Raw genomic sequence first — 17,020 nt, forward strand, 5'->3', positions numbered from 1 at the left:
GGCAACCGGGCGTGGGGCGTCCACCGAGTTGGCACCCACCGCCGGCCGGCGCGCAAGGGGCGAGGGATGCCGTCGGGAAAAATGCCCGCGCTCGGCGGGCGTCTTTCCCTGGGCGGAGGCATCGAGGCTCGCCAGGATCGCGGTCTCCGTTCCCGTAGCCGGACCCGCCGTCGATGCTCTTGCCGCTTACCCGCCGATCCGTCATCGCCGCGAGCGTCGGCCTGCCGCTCCTTCGCTTCGCCGGGGCGTGGGCGGCCCCCGCCTCCGCCTACCGCGTCGGTGCCTTCACCGTCACGCCGCTGCGTGACGGCCTGTTCCCGCTTCAGCCCAGCATGATCCCGGGCGCCGACAGCGAGGCCGGCCGGGCCTTGCTCACGCAAGCCGGCCTCCCGCCGGGCGGTCCCTCACCGGAGCCCGTCAACGCGTTCCTGATCCGGCGCGGTGCGCGGCACTGGCTGCTCGATGCCGGCTGCGGAACCGTGTTCGGGCCGGGCTTCGACCGGGTCGCGGCGGCGCTCGCGGCGGAAGGAGTCGGTCCCGATCAGGTCGACACTGTGTGGCTAACGCATCTCCACGCCGACCATGTCGGCGGCCTGCTCACCAGCCAGGGCCGGGCTCGCTTCGTCGAGGCGGAGCTGGTGGTTCAGGAGCGGGAGGCGGCCTTCTGGTCGGATGAAGCTGCGCGCGCGCGGGCGCCCGCCGCGATGGCCGTCTTCTTCGACACTGCGCAGGCCGTGCTGGCGGCCTATGCCGGCCGGGTGCGCCGCGTCTCCGGCCGGGCCGAACTCGCCCCCGGCGTCTCCTTCCTGCCGCTGCCGGGACACACGCCGGGACATGCCGGTGTGTTGATCGAGGACGGAGCGGAGCGCCTCCTGTTCTGGGGAGACATCCTCCATTCCCGCGTGCTGCAGATGCCGCATCCGGATTGGACCGTGATCTGGGACGCCGACCCGGCGGAGGCGATCGCAACCCGCCGGCACATCCTCGACCGCGCCGCGATGGAGAGGCTGGATGTCGCCGGGATGCATCTCGCGACCCGCGGCCGGATCGCGCGCGAGGGATCGGGCTACCTGTGGGAGGTCCGTGATCCCGCCGATTCCAATGGCGGATCCCGTTGATGCGCCGAGGTCCAACGAAAAGGGCCACCGCCTCTCGGCGATGGCCCCGTAATCGTTCCAGATGTGACGCGGCTTACCGCGGCAGGACGGTCGCGCCCATCAGCGCCTCGTCGATCGAACGGGCGGCCTGACGGCCTTCGCGGATCGCCCAGACCACCAGGGACTGGCCGCGGCGCATGTCGCCGGCGACGTAGATCTTCGGATTCGAGGTCAGGTAGTCCTGATCGTTGGCGGCGACGTTGCCGCGCTTGTCGACCGCCACGCCCGATTCCTCGACCAAACCCTTCTGCACCGAGCCGGCGAAGCCGATTGCCATGAAGACGAGGTCGGCCGGCAGCACAAACTCGCTGCCCTCGACCGGCTGGCGACGCTCGTCCACGCGGGCGCAGACGACGCCGGTGAGCTGGCCCTTGCGATTGCCCTCCAGCCGCAGGGTCGCGGCCTGGAATTCGCGCTCGGCGCCTTCCGCCTGGCTCGACGAGGTGCGCATCTTGGTCGGCCAGTATGGCCACACCGTCAGCTTGTCCTCGCGCTCCGGCGGGCGCGGACGGATGTCGAGCTGCGTCACCGAGAGCGCGCCCTGGCGGAAGGCGGTGCCGACGCAGTCGGAGGCCGTGTCGCCGCCGCCGATGACGACGACGTTCTTGCCGGCGGCGAGGATCGGCAGTTCGCCGTTGCCCGGCATCGGCTCGGCGCCGACCCGGCGGTTCGACTGAACGAGGTAGGGCATGGCGTAGTGCACGCCGTCGAGGTCCTGGCCCGGGAGCTGCGGGTTGCGCGGGTCCTCGGCGCCGCCGCAGAACAGCACGGCGTCGAACTGGCTCGTCAGGTCTTCGAGCGGCACGTTCACGCCGATATTGGCCTTGTAGTGGAAGACGACGCCCTCGGCCTCCATCTGCTTCACGCGCCGGTCGATGTGGCGCTTCTCCATCTTGAAGTCGGGGATGCCGTAGCGGAGCAGGCCGCCGGCCTTCGGCTCGCGCTCGTAGACGTGCACGTCATGGCCGACGCGGGCGAGCTGCTGCGCCGCCGCCATGCCGGCCGGGCCGGAGCCGATGATCGCCACGCGCTTGCCGGTGCGGGTCGCCGACGGCTCGGGCTTCACCCAGCCCATGTTCCAGGCGCGGTCCGCGATCGCCTGCTCGATCGTCTTGATGGCGACCGGCTGGTTCTCGAGGTTGAGCGTGCAGGCCTCCTCGCAGGGCGCGGGGCAGATGCGGCCGGTGAACTCGGGGAAGTTGTTGGTGGAGTGGAGGTTGCGCGAGGCCTCCTCCCAGTCCGACTGATAGACGAGGTCGTTCCAGTCCGGAATCTGGTTGTGGACCGGGCATCCGGTCGGCCCGTGGCAGAACGGGATGCCGCAATCCATGCAGCGCGCGGCCTGTTTCGACAGGTCGTGCTCGTCGAGCGGAAGCGTGAATTCGCGGAAGTGCCGAACGCGGTCGGCGGCGAGCTGATACTTCTGCTCCTGCCGGTCGTATTCGAGGAACCCTGTGACCTTGCCCATCGATCAACCCTTCGCAGGCGCGGATCCCTCGACCACGCGGCCTTGCCGTCTGTCCGTCATCGCTGTGAAGCGGTCGGCGACCGAGGCCGCCGACCGTATGGCGCGAAAGAACGCAACCGTGTGACGCGTGGCTACTCCGCCGCCACCGGCATGCGCGCCATTTCCATCTCGCGTAGGGCGCGACGGTACTCGACCGGCATCACCTTGACGAACTTGGTGCGGTAGCCCGCCCAATCGTCAAGGATCTGCTTGGCCTTGGGCGAGCCGGTATACTTCAGGTGGTTGGTAAGGAGTTGGCTGAGCCGCTCCTCGTCGTGACCCGACATGTCGGCGAGGATATCGACCCGGCCCTTGGTCTCCAGGTCGCCGTCCTGGTGGAAGCGGCGCATGACGTCGTCCTCTTCCTCCACCGGCTCCAGATCGACCATCGACAGGTTGCAGCGGTCACGGAACGAACCGTCCTCGTCGAGCACGTAGGCGATGCCGCCGGACATGCCCGCCGCGAAGTTGCGCCCCGTCACCCCGATCGAGACCACGACGCCGCCGGTCATGTACTCGCAGCCATGATCGCCCATGCCCTCGACCACCGCGATCGCGCCCGAGTTGCGCACGGCGAAGCGCTCGCCCGCGGCACCCCGGATGTAACACTCGCCCGCGATCGCCCCGTAGAGAACGGTGTTGCCGGCCATGATCGTGCGAGCAGGGGGGGCCTTCAGCGCCTCGCTCGGACGGATGATCAGCTTGCCGCCCGACAGTCCCTTGCCGACGTAGTCGTTGCCGTGGCCGGTGAGATCCAGGGTGACGCCGGCGGCGAGCCAAGCGCCGAAGCTCTGGCCGGCGGTGCCGTTGAGCTTCACCACGATGCTGTCGTCGGGCAGGCCGTCATGGCCGTGCTTCTTGGCCACCGCGCCCGAGAGCATGGCACCTGCGGCGCGATCCGAGTTGCGGATCACATCGGTGAGCAGGACCGCCTCGCCGGTCTCGATGGCCTGCTCGGCGCCCGCGATCAGGCGGCGGTCGAGCACCGTGTCGATCGGGTGGTGCTGCGTCTCGACATGCCGGATCGCCACCTCCGGGCCGACATCGGGCCGGTGGAACAGCTTCGAGAAGTCGAGACCGCGGGCCTTCCAGTGCTCGATCGCCTCGCGCTTGTCGAGGAGGTCGGAGCGGCCGATCAGGTCCTCTAGCCGCGTGAAGCCCATCGCCGCCATCAGCTCCCGCAGCTCTTCGGCCACGAAGAAGAAGTAGTTGATGACGTGCTCAGGGGTCCCCTTGAAGCGCTTGCGCAGCACCGGGTCTTGGGTGGCGACACCCACGGGGCAGGTGTTGAGGTGGCACTTGCGCATCATGATGCAGCCGGCCGCGATCAGCGGTGCGGTCGAGAAGCCGATCTGATCGGCGCCGAGCAGCACCGCGATCATCACGTCCTTGCCGGTGCGGATGCCGCCGTCGGCCTGGAGTGCGACGCGGCCGCGCAGGCCGTTCATCACGAGGGTCTGCTGCGTCTCGGCGAGACCCGTCTCCCAGGGGCCGCCCGCGTGCTTGATCGAGGTGAGCGGGGCCGCGCCCGTGCCGCCATCGAAGCCGGAGATCGTGATGTGGTCGGCGCGCGCCTTGGCGACGCCCGCCGCGACCGTGCCGACGCCGACCTCGGAGACGAGCTTGACCGAGATGTCGGCCGCCGGGTTCACGTTCTTCAGGTCGAAGATCAGCTGGGCCAGATCCTCGATCGAGTAGATGTCGTGGTGGGGCGGCGGCGAGATCAGGCCGACGCCGGGCGTGGCGTAGCGAACCTTGGCGATCTTGGCGTCGACCTTGTGGCCGGGCAGCTGACCACCCTCGCCGGGCTTGGCACCCTGCGAGACCTTGATCTGGATCATGTCGCCGTTGACGAGGTACTCCGTCGTGACGCCGAAGCGGCCAGAGGCCACCTGCTTGATCGCCGAGCGGCGCGAGCGTCCGTCCGGCCCGGTGATGAACCGGCGCGGCTCCTCGCCGCCCTCGCCCGAGTTCGAGCGGCCGCCGAACGAGTTCATTGCGATGGCCAGCGTCTCGTGCGCCTCCTTCGAGATCGACCCGTAGGACATGGCGCCGGTGGCGAAGCGCTTGACGATCTCGGAGGCCGGTTCGACCGCCGAGATGTCGACCGGCGCGCGGCCGAGATCGGCCGCATTCTTGATCCGGAACAGGCCGCGCAGGGTCTTGAGGTGGTTCTCCTGCTCGTTCACCAGCCGGGCGTATTCGCGGTAGCGCTCGGCCGCGCCGAGGCGCACCGCGTGCTGCAGCGTCGCCACGGTGTCGGGCGTCCAGGTGTGGGTCTCGCCGCGCAGGCGGTAGGCGTACTCGCCGCCGACATCGAGCGCGTTGCGGTAGATCGGAGCGTCGCCGAAGGCATCCTGGTGACGCAGGGCCGTCTCTTGGGCGACCTCGGCCATGCCGATACCCTCGACCGTCGTCGCCGTGCCGAAGAAGTCCTTCGCCACGAAGTCGGAGTTCAGGCCGATCGCGTCGAAAATCTGCGCGCCGCAATAGGACTGGTAGGTCGAGATGCCCATCTTGGACATGACCTTGAGCAGACCCTTATCGATCGACTTGATGTAGCGGTAGATGATCTCGTTGTCGGTCAGGTCCGGCGGGAACTCGTCCTTCATCGCGATCAGCGTCTCGAAGGCGAGATAGGGGTTCACCGCCTCGGCGCCGTAGCCGGCAAGGCAGGCGAAGTGATGCACTTCGCGCGGCTCGCCCGACTCGACCACGAGGCCGACCGAGGTGCGAAGCCCCTTGCGGATCAGGTAGTTGTGCACGGCCGCGGTGGCGAGCAGCGCCGGGATCGGGATGCGGTCCGGCCCCACCATCCGGTCGGACAGGATGATGATGTTGTAGCCGCCGCGCACCGCGACCTCGGCCCGATCGCACAGGCGATCGAGAGCACCCTCCATCGCCGCCGCGCCGGCCTCGGCCGCGTAGGTGATGTCGAGCGTCTTGGTGTCGAAGCGGTCCTCGAAATGCGAGATCGACCGGATCTTTTCCAGATCGCCGTTGGTGAGGATCGGCTGACGCACCTCGAGGCGCTTGCGGCGCGAGGCTCCCTCCATATCGAGCAGATTCGGGCGCGGGCCGATGAACGAGACGAGGCTCATCACGGCCTCCTCGCGAATCGGATCGATCGGCGGGTTGGTGACCTGCGCGAAGTTCTGCTTGAAGTAGGTGTAGAGCAGCTTGGGCTTGTCGGAGAGCGCCGAGAGCGGCGTGTCCGAGCCCATCGAGCCGACCGCCTCCTGGCCGGTCACGGCCATGGGGGCCATGAGCAGCTTGAGGTCTTCCTGGGTGTAGCCGAAGGCCTGCTGGCGATCGAGCAGGGACACGTCCGTGCGCGAGGCCCGCGGCTGGATCGGGTGCAGATCCTCCAGCACGATCTGGGTGTTCTTGACCCACTCGGCATAGGGGTGCGCGGAGGCGAGCTCGCCCTTGATCTCCTCGTCGGAGACGATGCGGCCCTTCTCCAGATCGATCAGCAGCATCCGGCCCGGCTGCAGGCGCCAGGACTGGACGATCTTCTCGTCCGGGATCGGCAGCACGCCCATTTCGGAGGCGAGCACGACGAGGCCGTCATCGGTGACGATGTAGCGGGCCGGGCGCAGGCCGTTGCGGTCGAGCGTGGCGCCGATCTGGCGGCCATCGGTGAAGGCAACGGCGGCCGGGCCGTCCCACGGCTCCATCAGGGCGGCGTGGTACTCGTAGAAGGCGCGCCGCTCCTCGCCCATCAGCGGATTGCCGGCCCAGGCCTCGGGGACGAGCATCATCATCGCGTGGGCGAGCGAGTACCCGCCCTGCACGAGGAACTCGAGGGCGTTGTCGAAGCAGGCGGTGTCGGACTGGCCCTCATAGGAGATCGGCCAGAGCTTCGAGATGTCGTTGCCGAACAGTTCCGAATCGACGCTGGCCTGGCGCGCGGCCATCCAGTTCACGTTGCCGCGCAGCGTGTTGATCTCGCCGTTATGCGCGACCATCCGGTAGGGGTGCGACAGCCGCCAGGTCGGGAAGGTGTTCGTGGCGAAGCGCTGGTGGACGAGCGCGAGCGCCGAGACGAAGCGGGTGTCCTTCAGGTCGAGATAATAGTGACCGAGCTGGTGCACGAGCACCATGCCCTTGTAGACGATCGTCCGGCTCGAGACCGAGACGGGGTAGAAGGTCTTCGCCCGCTCGTCGTCCAGGCCGTAGACCTGGTTCGAGATCACCTTGCGGGCGATGTAGACGCGCCGCTCGAAGGCATCCTGATCGGAGATGCTCGCCGGGCAACCGATGAAGACCTGCCGGTGATGCGGCTCGGTCTCCCTCACCGCCTTGCCGAGGTCGCTGGAATCGACCGGCACGTCGCGCCAGCCAAGCAGCGGCAGGCCCTCGTCGCTGAGCGTCTTCTCGACGATCGCCTCGATGGCGGCGCGGGCATCCGCGTCCTTAGGCATGAAGAACTGGCCGATGGCGTAGTGGCCGGCGGGCGGCAGCTCGAAGCCGAGGCGCGAGCATTCCTCCGAGAAGAAGCCGTGCGGGATCTGGGTGAGGATGCCGCAGCCGTCGCCCATGGTCGGGTCGGCACCGACCGCGCCGCGGTGGTCGATGTTCTCCAGGATCTTCAGACCCTGTTCGACGATCGTGTGGCTGCGCCGGTCATGCATGTCCGCGACGAAGCCGACGCCGCAGGCATCGCGCTCGTGGGCCGGGTTGTAGGCGCCTTGCGCCTGCGGCAAGGCCGGATCACGCAGGATCAGCGGCGTGGCACCAGCGCGCGAGGGTGCAGCCTTCTCACCGATCACGGCCGGCACCGACAGTTCAGACGGGATTTCACGCATCGTCCGCAGATCTCCGACCCTGCCCGCACGCGAGCATGTTTCATGCCCGAACACCATCGGTGATCGGGCCGCCGCCGTCATTTTCAAGTCGGGATTGGTGGGGTTCTTCCTGCCGGAATCGCCCGCCAACCCGCGGGCTGAACCCCGGCTTGTTCAGCCGGCGCTCGCCCGGATCGCCTTGACGATCACCGGTTTATCAGCTCGTTCGGACGTCACGTCGATCACGTGATGGATCCCCAAAGCTCGCCCGACGGCCAAGCGCGACAAATGGGACAGTCTTGCTGTCCTATAGGTGGACGTTGCCAGATTTCATTCATTCCAGCAAGGGGCCGCCGGCCACCGCCGCCGGCCTTTTGAACATGCCTTGAATTCGCGCAGCGCAGTCGAGGTCCGATGACGCAGGAAGCGCCCGGCAACACGGCAGCGTCCCGATGCCCTGGCAGGTTCCGGGTCGGTCCGCAATGTCGCCCCATTCAATCGTTTAGAAAACCTTGCCGGCACGGAAGGAATGCGGGGATCGCGTCTGCCGTGACGCCGGGGGACCCGCGGTCAACAGCGGGCTCCCGGGACCTTCCCTTTGCACAGCTTGGTTCGAGAGGTCCCAATGGCTTCGAGCCGTCATGCCATCGGCCGTGTCCGGAGAGCGGCGCTGCTTCGCGGCCTTGGCCTCGGCCTGACCGCCGCGCTCGTCAGCGGTGCCGGCCTGCAGGCTGCCGACGCCCAGGGCTTCTACCGCGAGATCTACGGCCCGCCGCGGACGGTCTATTTCGAGGAGGACGGCCTGTTGCCCCCGCGCGAGGTCGTCGACGACCTGCGTGACCGCGGCTTCACCGAGATCGCCCGCCCCCGCTATGACGGACGGAACTACCGCGTGGAGGCGACGAGCCCGCGCGGTCAGCGACTGCGGCTCGTGGTCGATGCCCGCGAGGGTGAGGTGATCGGGCGCGAGCCACTCGGCGGCGTCTACTATCCTTCCGATCGGATCCGGCCGGCGGCGCCCGGCTACGGCTGGACCGAGGACGACATGCGTCCGCGCCGTCCGATCCGCGAGGCGGAGCGCATCGTGCCGCCGGCCGACATTCCCTCGGTTCCCGGCCTGCGCAATGCACCCCTGGGCGGTGAGCGCGACGCTCCCCGCGATGCCCGAGTCGAGCGCGTGCCGCCGACGGCACGGCCCGAGGCCAATCCCCTCGGCGTCAATCCGGACGCGGTGAGCCGCTCCGAGACACCGCGGCGCGCCGCGGCCCGGACTTCGCCGACGCCCAAGCTCCCGTCCCAGGCGCGGATCGCCCCGACCGCTCCGGAGCCTTCGCTCCGTGCCGGTCCCGCGGAATCCCCTGCGATGACGCCGGCGGCCAAATCCGAGCCGGCCAAACCGGACACGAAGGAGGCCAAGGCGGTCGAGCCGAAGGCGAACGAGGCGCGGCCGGAGCCCGGCAAGGCCGAAGCCGCCAAGGAAGCTGCCAAGCCGGAGCCCACGAAGGAGCCTGCCAAGACCGCCGAGTCGAAGCCTGCCGCGGCGGGCAAAGGCTGGCAGGATCCGCCGGCCGACGGCGCGCGCAAGAACGTGCGGGTGATCGGTGGGGCGACGGTCGTTCCCGGCGGCGCCGGTGAGGCCGGCAGCACCGAGTGAGGCCGTCGATTTGCGAGCAGCGGCGGTTCAGCCGCCCTCCCCGGCCAGCAGGAGCCGTTCGCGCCCCGAGAACACGGTGAGCGTGTCGGAGCGGGCGATGGCGCAGAGCGTCATGTCGTGGCAGCGCGCCCGCTCGATGGCGAGGGAGGTCGGGGCGGAAATCGCGACCAAGACCGAGGCGCCGAGCGTCGCGGCCTTCTCCGCCATCTCGAAGGAACAGCGGCTGGTGATGACGAGGAACCCCTCGTCCGGCCGTACGCCCCGGCGCAGCAGCGCACCGATGCACTTATCCAGAGCATTGTGGCGGCCGACATCCTCGCGCACCGCCACGAGCGTTCCGTCGAGCCCGGCCCACCCCGCGGCATGAACGGCGCGGGTCTCCCGATTGAGGATCTGGCGGTCGGACAGAGCCGTTAGTGCCGTCTGGATCGCTGCCAGCGTCACCTGCGGGCCCTTTCCGGAGCGCGTTCGCGCGATCGGCAGAGCGGAGAGATCCTCGATGCCGCAGACGCCGCAACCCGTGCGCCCGCTGATCGCGCGCTTGCGGGCGAGATGCTCGCGCAGCCGTCCGGGAGCGAGATCGACCAGGAGCCGCAAGCCGCCCTCGCCGGGCTCCACGGCGACGCCGCGGATCTCGTCGGGCGTCTCGATCACGCCCTCGGTGAGACTGAAGCCGTAGGCGAAATCTTCGAGATCGGCCGGCGTCAGCATCATCACGGCGTAGGGTACGGTGCCGTAGACGACGTTGACCGGCATCTCGACGGCCAGCGCGCGGGCGTCGGGCCGCGCCTCGGGCGCATCGTAGCCGACGACGAGCGTTCCGACCTTGATCGACGTCGCGGGGCTGTCCTCGCCGAGATCGTCCTCAGGTTTTCCGCTGAAGTCTTGCATCCGTATCCCTAGAGGCAGCCAAATTGCCCGTCGCGCAACCCTGATCCCGCGTCCAAGCGACGCTTGGCGGCGCTGTTGCGGTTGCGGTTTTACGATCAGTATGGTTCTACGTCGCAACCGCCCATCCGGCAGCGACACGGTCACGCCGGAACCGGCAAGGCCCGCGATAAGGTCGGGCAGTCTTCGGATTTGCGACGCTGGTCGGCAAATTCAAGGGCAAACAAACCATAGGCATCAGGGGAGCCAAGCGGGGATATGCGGACGACGCAGGCGCAACATCGGTTATCGTGGGGGCTCGCCGCGTTCGGCGCTCTCCTCGGTTCGTCCTCCGCCGCTCTCGCGGCCGGCATCGGTCAGCCCGAGCCGTGGCAGATGAGCCGTCAGGTACCGGTCACGGCCGAAGCCGTTGACCTCCTCAACTTCGAGCACGGGCTGCACTGGCTCGCCTTCGCCATCTCGGTCTTCGTTCTCGGCCTCATTCTCTACTGCATCTTCAAGTTCAGCGAGAAGGCGAACCCCACGCCGTCGCGTACCACCCACAATACGATGATCGAGGTGGCCTGGACCATCATCCCGGTCCTGATCCTCGTGGCGGTGGCGATCCCCTCGTTCCGCACCCTGCGCACGCAGCTCTCGGACCCGAAGGCCGACGTCGTGGTCAAGGTCGTCGGCCACGCATGGTACTGGTCCTACGTCTACCCGGCCGAGGGCGACAAGGGCGGCTTCACCTTCGACGCCAACGTCGACGAGGAGCAGCAGCCGAAGCTCCTGGCCACCGACAACGACATGGTCGTGCCGGTCGGTAAGGTCGTGAAGGTGCAGGTCACCTCCGAGGACGTGATCCACTCCTGGGCGATCCCCTCCTTCGGCGGCAAGATCGACGCGATTCCCGGCCGCCTGAACCAGTGGTGGTTCAAGGCCGACCGTGAGGGCACCTATCATGGCCAGTGCTCCGAGCTCTGCGGCGCCCGTCACGCCTACATGCCGATCACCGTGCGCGTGGTCAGCGAGCAGGCCTATGCCGAGTGGCTGACCGAGGCGAAGACCAAGTACGCCGCCATCGACAACGGCGCGCGCCTCGCGGACGCCCGCTGACGCTTTCCCGAGCCGGCGCAGGCCGGCCGGATCTCCATTCGCCAGAGGCGACAGACATCTGATTAAGGCAAGGATCGATGGCCACCGCCACAGCACATGCCGGGCATGACGCCCACCACGACCACAAGCCCTCCTTCTTCTCCCGCTGGTTCCTCTCGACGAACCACAAGGACATCGGCACGCTCTACCTGGTCTTCGCCTTCATGGCGGGCATCATCGGCGCGTTCCTGTCCTTCGGCATCCGCATGGAGATGGAAGAGCCCGGGCTCCAGTACTTCTCCAACCCGGCGACCTACAACGTGTTCGTCACCGGCCACGGCCTCATCATGGTGTTCTTCATGGTGATGCCCGCCCTGATCGGCGGCTTCGGCAACTGGTTCGTCCCGCTCATGATCGGCGCGCCGGACATGGCCTTCCCGCGGATGAACAACATCTCGTTCTGGCTGACCGTGGCGGGCTTCTGCTGCCTCGTCTGCTCGCTGTTCGTCGAGGGCTCGCCCGGCGCCAGCGGCGCGGGCACCGGCTGGACCGTCTACCCGCCGCTCTCCTCCTCGGCCGGCCACCCCGGCCCGGCGGTCGATTTCGCGATCTTCTCGCTCCACCTCGCCGGTGCGGGCTCGATCCTCGGCGCGATCAACTTCATCACCACCATCCTCAACATGCGCGCCCCCGGCATGACGCTGCACAAGATGCCGCTCTTCGCCTGGGCCGAGCTCGTCACCGCGTTCCTGCTGCTCCTGTCGCTCCCGGTTCTCGCCGGCGCGATCACGATGCTGCTCACCGACCGTAACTTCGGCACCACTTTCTTCGCTCCCGAGGGCGGCGGCGATCCGGTGCTCTACCAGCACCTGTTCTGGTTCTTCGGTCACCCCGAAGTGTACGTGATGATCCTGCCGGCCTTCGGCATCGTCTCGCACATCATCGCCACCTTCTCGCGCAAGCCCGTCTTCGGCTACCTCGCCATGGCCTACGCCATGGTCGCCATCGGCGTCGTCGGCTTCGTCGTGTGGGCCCACCACATGTACACCGTCGGCCTGTCGCTCCAGACGCAGTCCTACTTCGTCTTCGCGACCATGGTGATCGCGGTGCCGACCGGCGTGAAGATCTTCTCCTGGATCGCGACGATGTGGGGCGGCTCGATCCGCTTCACCGCGGCGATGCACTGGGCGGTAGGCTTCATCTTCCTGTTCACGGTCGGCGGCGTCACCGGCGTCGTGCTCGCGAACTCCTCGGTCGATAAGTACCTGCACGACACCTACTACGTCGTGGCGCACTTCCACTACGTGCTCTCGCTCGGCGCCGTGTTCATCATCTTCGCCGGTGTCTACTACTGGTTCCCGAAGATGACCGGCCACGTCATCCCGGAATGGGCGGGCAAGCTGCACTTCTGGCTGGCCTTCATCGGCGCGAACGTTCTGTTCTTCCCGATGCACTTCCTGGGTCTGGCCGGCATGCCGCGTCGCTACGCCGACTACCCCGAGGCCTTCGCCGGCTGGCACAAGGTCGCGACGCTGGGCGGTCACGTCTTCGCTCTCAGCATGGTCGTGTTCGTGATCGGCATCGTCCTGGCCTTCCGCTCCAAGACCCGCGCTGCGGACAATCCTTGGGGCGAGGGTGCCACGACCCTGGAATGGACCCTCTCCTCGCCCCCGCCCTTCCACCAGTTCGAGACGCTCCCGAAGATCGTCGACGAGCCATCCCACTGAGGGCGGGACGAAAATCAAAGATCGCGAGGACCGCCCCGGCGGTCCTCGCTCTTTCCCGGAGGCCTCTCACCGCTTCAGTGAGGCCTCCCGCAAAGGGCGGCGCCACGAACGGCGCGATCCGAGACCATCAGAACAAGCGTCAGATCACGGTTTCCATGACGAGCCTGTCGAACAGCCTGAGCGCCGACGCCGGCCGCGTGTCGCTCTCTTCCGCCGCGGGCGGCGAGGTCTCCGACTTCTTCGCCCTGCTGAAGCCGCGGGTGATGGTGCTCGTCATCTTCACCGCACTGGTCGGCATGGTGGTCTCGCACGCCACCGTGAACCCGGTGATCGCCGCGATCTCGCTCCTTATGATTGCGGTCGGCGCCGGCGCCTCGGGCTGCCTCAACATGTGGTGGGACGCCGACATCGACGCGCTGATGACCCGCACCGCCAAGCGGCCGATCCCCGATGGGCGCATCCGTCCCGACGAGGCGCTCGCCTTCGGCATCGTGCTGTCGGTCGGCTCGGTGCTGATCCTCGGGCTGGCCTCCAATTGGCTCGCCGCGGGGCTGCTGGCCTTCACGATCGTGTTCTACGCCGTAATCTACTCGATGTGGCTGAAGCGGGCGACCGCGCAGAACATCGTCATCGGCGGCGCCGCCGGCGCCCTCCCCCCGGTGGTCGGTCAGGCGGCCGTGACCGGCCAGATCGGCATCGAGTCGCTCGTCCTGTTCGCGATCATCTTCATCTGGACGCCGCCGCACTTCTGGGCGCTGGCTCTGGTCAAGAGCGGCGAGTACGCCCGCGCCGGTATCCCGATGATGCCGAACGTCGCCGGCCCGGATTCCACCCGCCGCCAGATCATCTGGTACTCGCTGCTGCTCGCCCCGCTGGCCCTCTTGCCGGTGTGGCTCGGCTTCGGCGGCTGGCTCTACGCTGTCGTCGGCGTGCTCGGTGGCCTCGGCATGCTGGCGGGTGCGGTGCAGGTCTACCGGCTGCGCGAGGGCGAGCCCGAGCGCAAGGCGGCCATGGGCCTGTTCGCCTTCTCGATCCTCTATCTGTTCCTGCTCTTCTCCGCGCTGCTCGCCGAGCAGGGGCTCGGTCTGTTCCGCGCGGTCACAGTATGAGGCCCGCCATGTCCGATCTGCCGGAAGGCGTGCGTCCGCTGACGCCGGAAGAGGCCAGGACGCGCCGCAAGCGCTCGGTCGCCATCGCCCTGACCCTCGGTGCGCTGGTGCTGATCTTCTTCGTGCTGACGATCGCCAAGCTCGGACCGCAGGTCCTGCAGCGGCCGCTCTGAGGGCGTGTACCGATGACCGATACAGCGGAGCGGCAGAGGCAGGCGGCGCGCGGCGCGCGCTGGACCGTGATCGCCTGCGCCGGCGTCGTGCTCGGCATGGGCGGCCTCGCGGCCGTCTCGGCCCCGCTCTACTCCATGTTCTGCAAGGCGACCGGTTACGGCGGCACGCCGCTCGTCGGTGCCGCGCCCTCCGCACCGACGGCCGAGGCGCTGGCTCCCGTGACGGTCCGCTTCGACACCAACGTCTCCAAGACCCTGTCCTGGCGCTTCCAGCCCGAGCAGTCGCGGGTCGAGGCGGTGCCCGGCCAGACGGCGACCGTGTTCTTCAAGGTGACGAATACCGGCCCGGCGCCCTCGACCGGCATCGCCGTTTTCAACGTGCAGCCGGACCTGATGGGAAGCTACTTCGTCAAGGTGCAGTGCTTCTGCTTCGACGAGCACACGCTGCAGCCGGGAGAGTCGGCCGAGTTCCCGCTGGTGTTCTACGTCGATCCGGCTCTGCGCAAGGACCCGGACATCGGCAACCTCTCGGAGATGACGCTGTCCTACACCTACTACCCCTCGAAGAACGGCGCGCCGGTGGCGGAAGCGGCCAAGCCCAGCCCCACGCGCAATTTTTGAGGGATCGAGGGGCGGCCCAAGCGTGACAATGGCTCGGCTGCCGCAGTAGAGGGTTTTCAACCGAGGTCCGGTCCCGCCGGATCTCCAAGGCAACAGGGCCCGGCCGTCAGGCGGTGACGGGCCGGGGCGAGGGAGAATCATCGCGATGGCCGGGGCGCACGCCAAGAACCACGACTACCACATCATCAACCCGAGCCCGTGGCCGCTGCTGGGCGCGTTCTCCGGGTTCCTGATGGCCTTCGGCGCCGTCTTCTGGATGAAGGGTCTCTCCGCCGGCGGTCTCGCCATCGGTCCCTACGTGTTCGGCGCCGGCACGCTCGGCGTGCTCTACACTATGCTGTCGTGGTGGAAGGACGTCACCCACGAGGCGAATTCCGGCGACCACACCCGCGTCGTCCAGCTCCATCACCGCTACGGCATGATCATGTTCATCGCCTCCGAGGTGATGTTCTTCGTGGCGTGGTTCTGGGCCTATTTCGAAGCCGCTCTCTACACCGCCGACCCGATCCAGCCTCAGCGCGTCGAGTTCACCGGCGGCATGTGGCCGCCCAAGGGCATCGAGGCGTTCGATCCCTGGCACCTGCCGCTGCTTAACACGCTGATCCTGCTCACCTCGGGCACCACCGTGACCTGGGCCCACCACGCCCTCCTGCACGGCGACCGCAAGGGCCTGAAGATGGGCCTGTGGCTCACCATCATCCTCGGCGTCCTGTTCACCGCCTGCCAGGCCTACGAGTACGCCCACGCCCATTTCGGCTTCTCGGGCTCGATCTACTCGGCGACCTTCTTCATGGCGACGGGCTTCCACGGCGCCCACGTCATCATCGGCACGATCTTCCTCGCCGTCTGCCTGCTGCGTGCCTATGCGGGTGACTTCACGCCGAAGCAGCACCTCGGCTTCGAGTTCGCCGCCTGGTACTGGCACTTCGTCGACGTCGTGTGGCTGTTCCTGTTCGCGGCGATCTACGTGTGGGGCGCGGGCACCGGCGGCGCGGCTCACTAAAGGCGCAGGCCACAGCATCCGCCGCCCCGCGCGGGCGGCAACCCTGAAGGGCGGCGCGAGCCGCCCTTTTTCACGTGCAGGGCCGCGCCGGATTTTCCATACCGGCGGGATCGAACGAGCGAGCCACCCGTGACCCGAGCGACGACCAGCCCGCCCCCCTCCCCGGTTCCGACAGGCCTGCGCGGGCGCTGCCCGGCCTGCGGCGAGGGACATCTGTTCCGCGGCTTCCTCGCCTTCAAGCCGGCCTGCGACGTCCGCGGCCAGGATTTTTCCGCCTTCGACTCGGCGGACGGACCTGCCTTCTTCGTGATGTCGATCACCGGCTTCGTCGTCGTCGGAACGGCCCTCTGGATGGAGTTCACCTACGAGCCCCCGGTCTGGGTGCACGCGATGGTGGCCGGCAGCCTCGCCATCGGCTTGAGCTTGGCTCTGGTGCGTCCGCTCAAGGGCGTGCTCGCGGCGGTGCAGTTCGTCAACAAGGCCGAGCAGGGGCGCTTCCGCTAGTGGTCGAGCTGTCCGCGATCGAACGCCAAGCGCGCCTGCGCAGCCTGTGGGCACCGGGCCTCGCAGCCCTGGTTTGCCTGACGATCCTGCTTGGCCTCGGGTTCTGGCAGCTCGCCCGCAAGGGCGAGAAGGAGGCGCTGATCGCCCGCATCGTGGAGCGCTCGCATGCCGAGCCGCCGGCCGCCCCTCCCCCGTTCGACGCCTGGGACGCGAAGGCCGACGAGTTCAGCCGCGTGCGGGTGCGCGGCACCCTGCTCCACGACAAGGAGACCCTGGTGCACGGGCTGGCGCCGGGCGAGCCCGGCCGGGCGCTTCAGGGCTTCTATGTGCTCACCCCGCTCAAGCGCGACGACGGCACCACCATCCTGATCAACCGCGGCTTCGTGCCGACCGAGCTGCGGCGACCCGAAGACCGCGCCGCCGGGCAGGTGAAGGGCGAGGCGACGGTAACCGGCATGCTGCGGGCGAGCGAGGCCCGCGGGCTGTTCGTGCCGGAATCCGACCCGAAGCGCGACGCGTGGTTCACCCGCGACATTCCCGGCATCAGCGCGGCCCGCGGGCTGACCAACGTCGCGCCCTACCTGATCGAGGCGGACGCGACGCCCAATCCCGGCGGCTGGCCCCGCGGCGGGCAACTTCGGGTCGATCTGCCGAACAACCACCTGCAATACGCCTTCACATGGTTCGGCATCGCCGCCTGCCTGATCGGCGTCTTTTCCGTTTTCGCGTGGCGGCGGTTGTACGATCCGGCGGAGCCGAAGGCCGGCTGACGGCGTTGGCCCGCGGGATGTCAGAACGTTGGCAGGCTGC

The 17,020-nt window shown here is 68.2% G+C and carries 13 protein-coding genes; 10 read left to right on the forward strand and 3 right to left on the reverse strand.

Going from position 1 to position 17,020, the window contains the following annotated elements; translation table 11 throughout:
• Window positions 1-173: 173 nt before the first annotated feature.
• Window positions 174-1,118, forward strand: coding sequence for an MBL fold metallo-hydrolase (locus FHU13_RS05145; protein ID WP_183434814.1), 945 nt, complete (start codon window positions 174-176; stop codon window positions 1,116-1,118).
• A gap of 73 nt (window positions 1,119-1,191) precedes the next feature.
• Here FHU13_RS05145 and FHU13_RS05150 read toward each other — a convergent pair whose 3' ends face one another.
• The gene (locus FHU13_RS05150) at window positions 1,192-2,625 is read right to left on the reverse strand and encodes a glutamate synthase subunit beta (RefSeq protein WP_183434815.1); all 1,434 of its coding nucleotides are present in this window, start codon (window positions 2,623-2,625) and stop codon (window positions 1,192-1,194) included.
• Between the two features lie 131 nt (window positions 2,626-2,756).
• Window positions 2,757-7,475, reverse strand: coding sequence for a glutamate synthase large subunit (gene gltB, locus FHU13_RS05155; protein WP_183434816.1), 4,719 nt, complete (start codon window positions 7,473-7,475; stop codon window positions 2,757-2,759).
• A 604-nt stretch (window positions 7,476-8,079) separates the two neighbouring features.
• Here gltB and FHU13_RS05160 point away from each other — a divergent pair.
• The gene (locus FHU13_RS05160; RefSeq protein ID WP_183434817.1) at window positions 8,080-9,108 is read left to right on the forward strand and encodes a hypothetical protein; all 1,029 of its coding nucleotides are present in this window, start codon (window positions 8,080-8,082) and stop codon (window positions 9,106-9,108) included.
• Between the two features lie 27 nt (window positions 9,109-9,135).
• Here FHU13_RS05160 and fdhD read toward each other — a convergent pair whose 3' ends face one another.
• Complete coding sequence (gene fdhD, locus FHU13_RS05165) at window positions 9,136-9,999, reverse strand: formate dehydrogenase accessory sulfurtransferase FdhD (protein WP_183434818.1); 864 nt, start codon at window positions 9,997-9,999, stop codon at window positions 9,136-9,138.
• A gap of 255 nt (window positions 10,000-10,254) precedes the next feature.
• On the opposite strand from fdhD, the gene coxB reads away from it, so the two are divergent.
• The 8 genes from coxB (at window position 10,255) to FHU13_RS05205 (ending at window position 16,980) form a co-directional block, all read left to right on the forward strand.
• The gene (gene coxB / locus FHU13_RS05170; RefSeq protein ID WP_183434819.1) at window positions 10,255-11,094 is read left to right on the forward strand and encodes a cytochrome c oxidase subunit II; all 840 of its coding nucleotides are present in this window, start codon (window positions 10,255-10,257) and stop codon (window positions 11,092-11,094) included.
• Between the two features lie 77 nt (window positions 11,095-11,171).
• Entirely contained in the window at window positions 11,172-12,800 is a 1,629-nt protein-coding gene (gene ctaD, locus FHU13_RS05175; RefSeq protein WP_183434820.1) for a cytochrome c oxidase subunit I, read from the forward strand.
• 155 nt (window positions 12,801-12,955) lie between these two features.
• Complete coding sequence (locus FHU13_RS05180; protein WP_183434821.1) at window positions 12,956-13,909, forward strand: heme o synthase; 954 nt, start codon at window positions 12,956-12,958, stop codon at window positions 13,907-13,909.
• A gap of 8 nt (window positions 13,910-13,917) precedes the next feature.
• On the forward strand, window positions 13,918-14,082 hold the full coding sequence (locus FHU13_RS05185; protein ID WP_183434822.1) for a hypothetical protein: 165 nt from the start codon (window positions 13,918-13,920) through the stop codon (window positions 14,080-14,082).
• 12 nt (window positions 14,083-14,094) lie between these two features.
• On the forward strand, window positions 14,095-14,703 hold the full coding sequence (locus FHU13_RS05190; protein ID WP_183434823.1) for a cytochrome c oxidase assembly protein: 609 nt from the start codon (window positions 14,095-14,097) through the stop codon (window positions 14,701-14,703).
• Window positions 14,704-14,848: 145 nt separating this feature from the next.
• Window positions 14,849-15,706 (forward strand): cytochrome c oxidase subunit 3, encoded by an 858-nt coding sequence (locus FHU13_RS05195; protein ID WP_183434824.1) that lies wholly within the window; start codon window positions 14,849-14,851, stop codon window positions 15,704-15,706.
• Window positions 15,707-15,835: 129 nt separating this feature from the next.
• Window positions 15,836-16,210: a DUF983 domain-containing protein gene (locus tag FHU13_RS05200; protein WP_183434825.1), complete on the forward strand. Its 375-nt coding sequence runs from the start codon at window positions 15,836-15,838 to the stop codon at window positions 16,208-16,210.
• An 8-nt stretch (window positions 16,211-16,218) separates the two neighbouring features.
• Window positions 16,219-16,980 (forward strand): SURF1 family protein, encoded by a 762-nt coding sequence (locus FHU13_RS05205; RefSeq protein WP_210287482.1) that lies wholly within the window; start codon window positions 16,219-16,221, stop codon window positions 16,978-16,980.
• Window positions 16,981-17,020 lie beyond the last annotated feature (40 nt).

This window comes from Methylobacterium sp. R2-1, assembly GCF_014191355.1.
Classification (GTDB): Bacteria; Pseudomonadota; Alphaproteobacteria; order Rhizobiales; family Beijerinckiaceae; genus Methylobacterium.

Excerpts from the sequence above, each read along its gene's own strand:
- FHU13_RS05145 (WP_183434814.1), top strand. The coding sequence starts at position 174 with ATGCTCTTGCCGCTTACCCGCCGATCCGTCATCGCCGCGAGCGTCGGC.
- FHU13_RS05150 (WP_183434815.1), bottom strand. The coding sequence starts at position 2,625 with ATGGGCAAGGTCACAGGGTTCCTCGAATACGACCGGCAGGAGCAGAAG.
- gltB (WP_183434816.1), bottom strand. The coding sequence starts at position 7,475 with ATGCGTGAAATCCCGTCTGAACTGTCGGTGCCGGCCGTGATCGGTGAG.
- FHU13_RS05160 (WP_183434817.1), top strand. The coding sequence starts at position 8,080 with ATGGCTTCGAGCCGTCATGCCATCGGCCGTGTCCGGAGAGCGGCGCTG.
- fdhD (WP_183434818.1), bottom strand. The coding sequence starts at position 9,999 with ATGCAAGACTTCAGCGGAAAACCTGAGGACGATCTCGGCGAGGACAGC.
- coxB (WP_183434819.1), top strand. The coding sequence starts at position 10,255 with ATGCGGACGACGCAGGCGCAACATCGGTTATCGTGGGGGCTCGCCGCG.
- ctaD (WP_183434820.1), top strand. The coding sequence starts at position 11,172 with ATGGCCACCGCCACAGCACATGCCGGGCATGACGCCCACCACGACCAC.
- FHU13_RS05180 (WP_183434821.1), top strand. The coding sequence starts at position 12,956 with ATGACGAGCCTGTCGAACAGCCTGAGCGCCGACGCCGGCCGCGTGTCG.
- FHU13_RS05185 (WP_183434822.1), top strand. The coding sequence starts at position 13,918 with ATGTCCGATCTGCCGGAAGGCGTGCGTCCGCTGACGCCGGAAGAGGCC.
- FHU13_RS05190 (WP_183434823.1), top strand. The coding sequence starts at position 14,095 with ATGACCGATACAGCGGAGCGGCAGAGGCAGGCGGCGCGCGGCGCGCGC.
- FHU13_RS05195 (WP_183434824.1), top strand. The coding sequence starts at position 14,849 with ATGGCCGGGGCGCACGCCAAGAACCACGACTACCACATCATCAACCCG.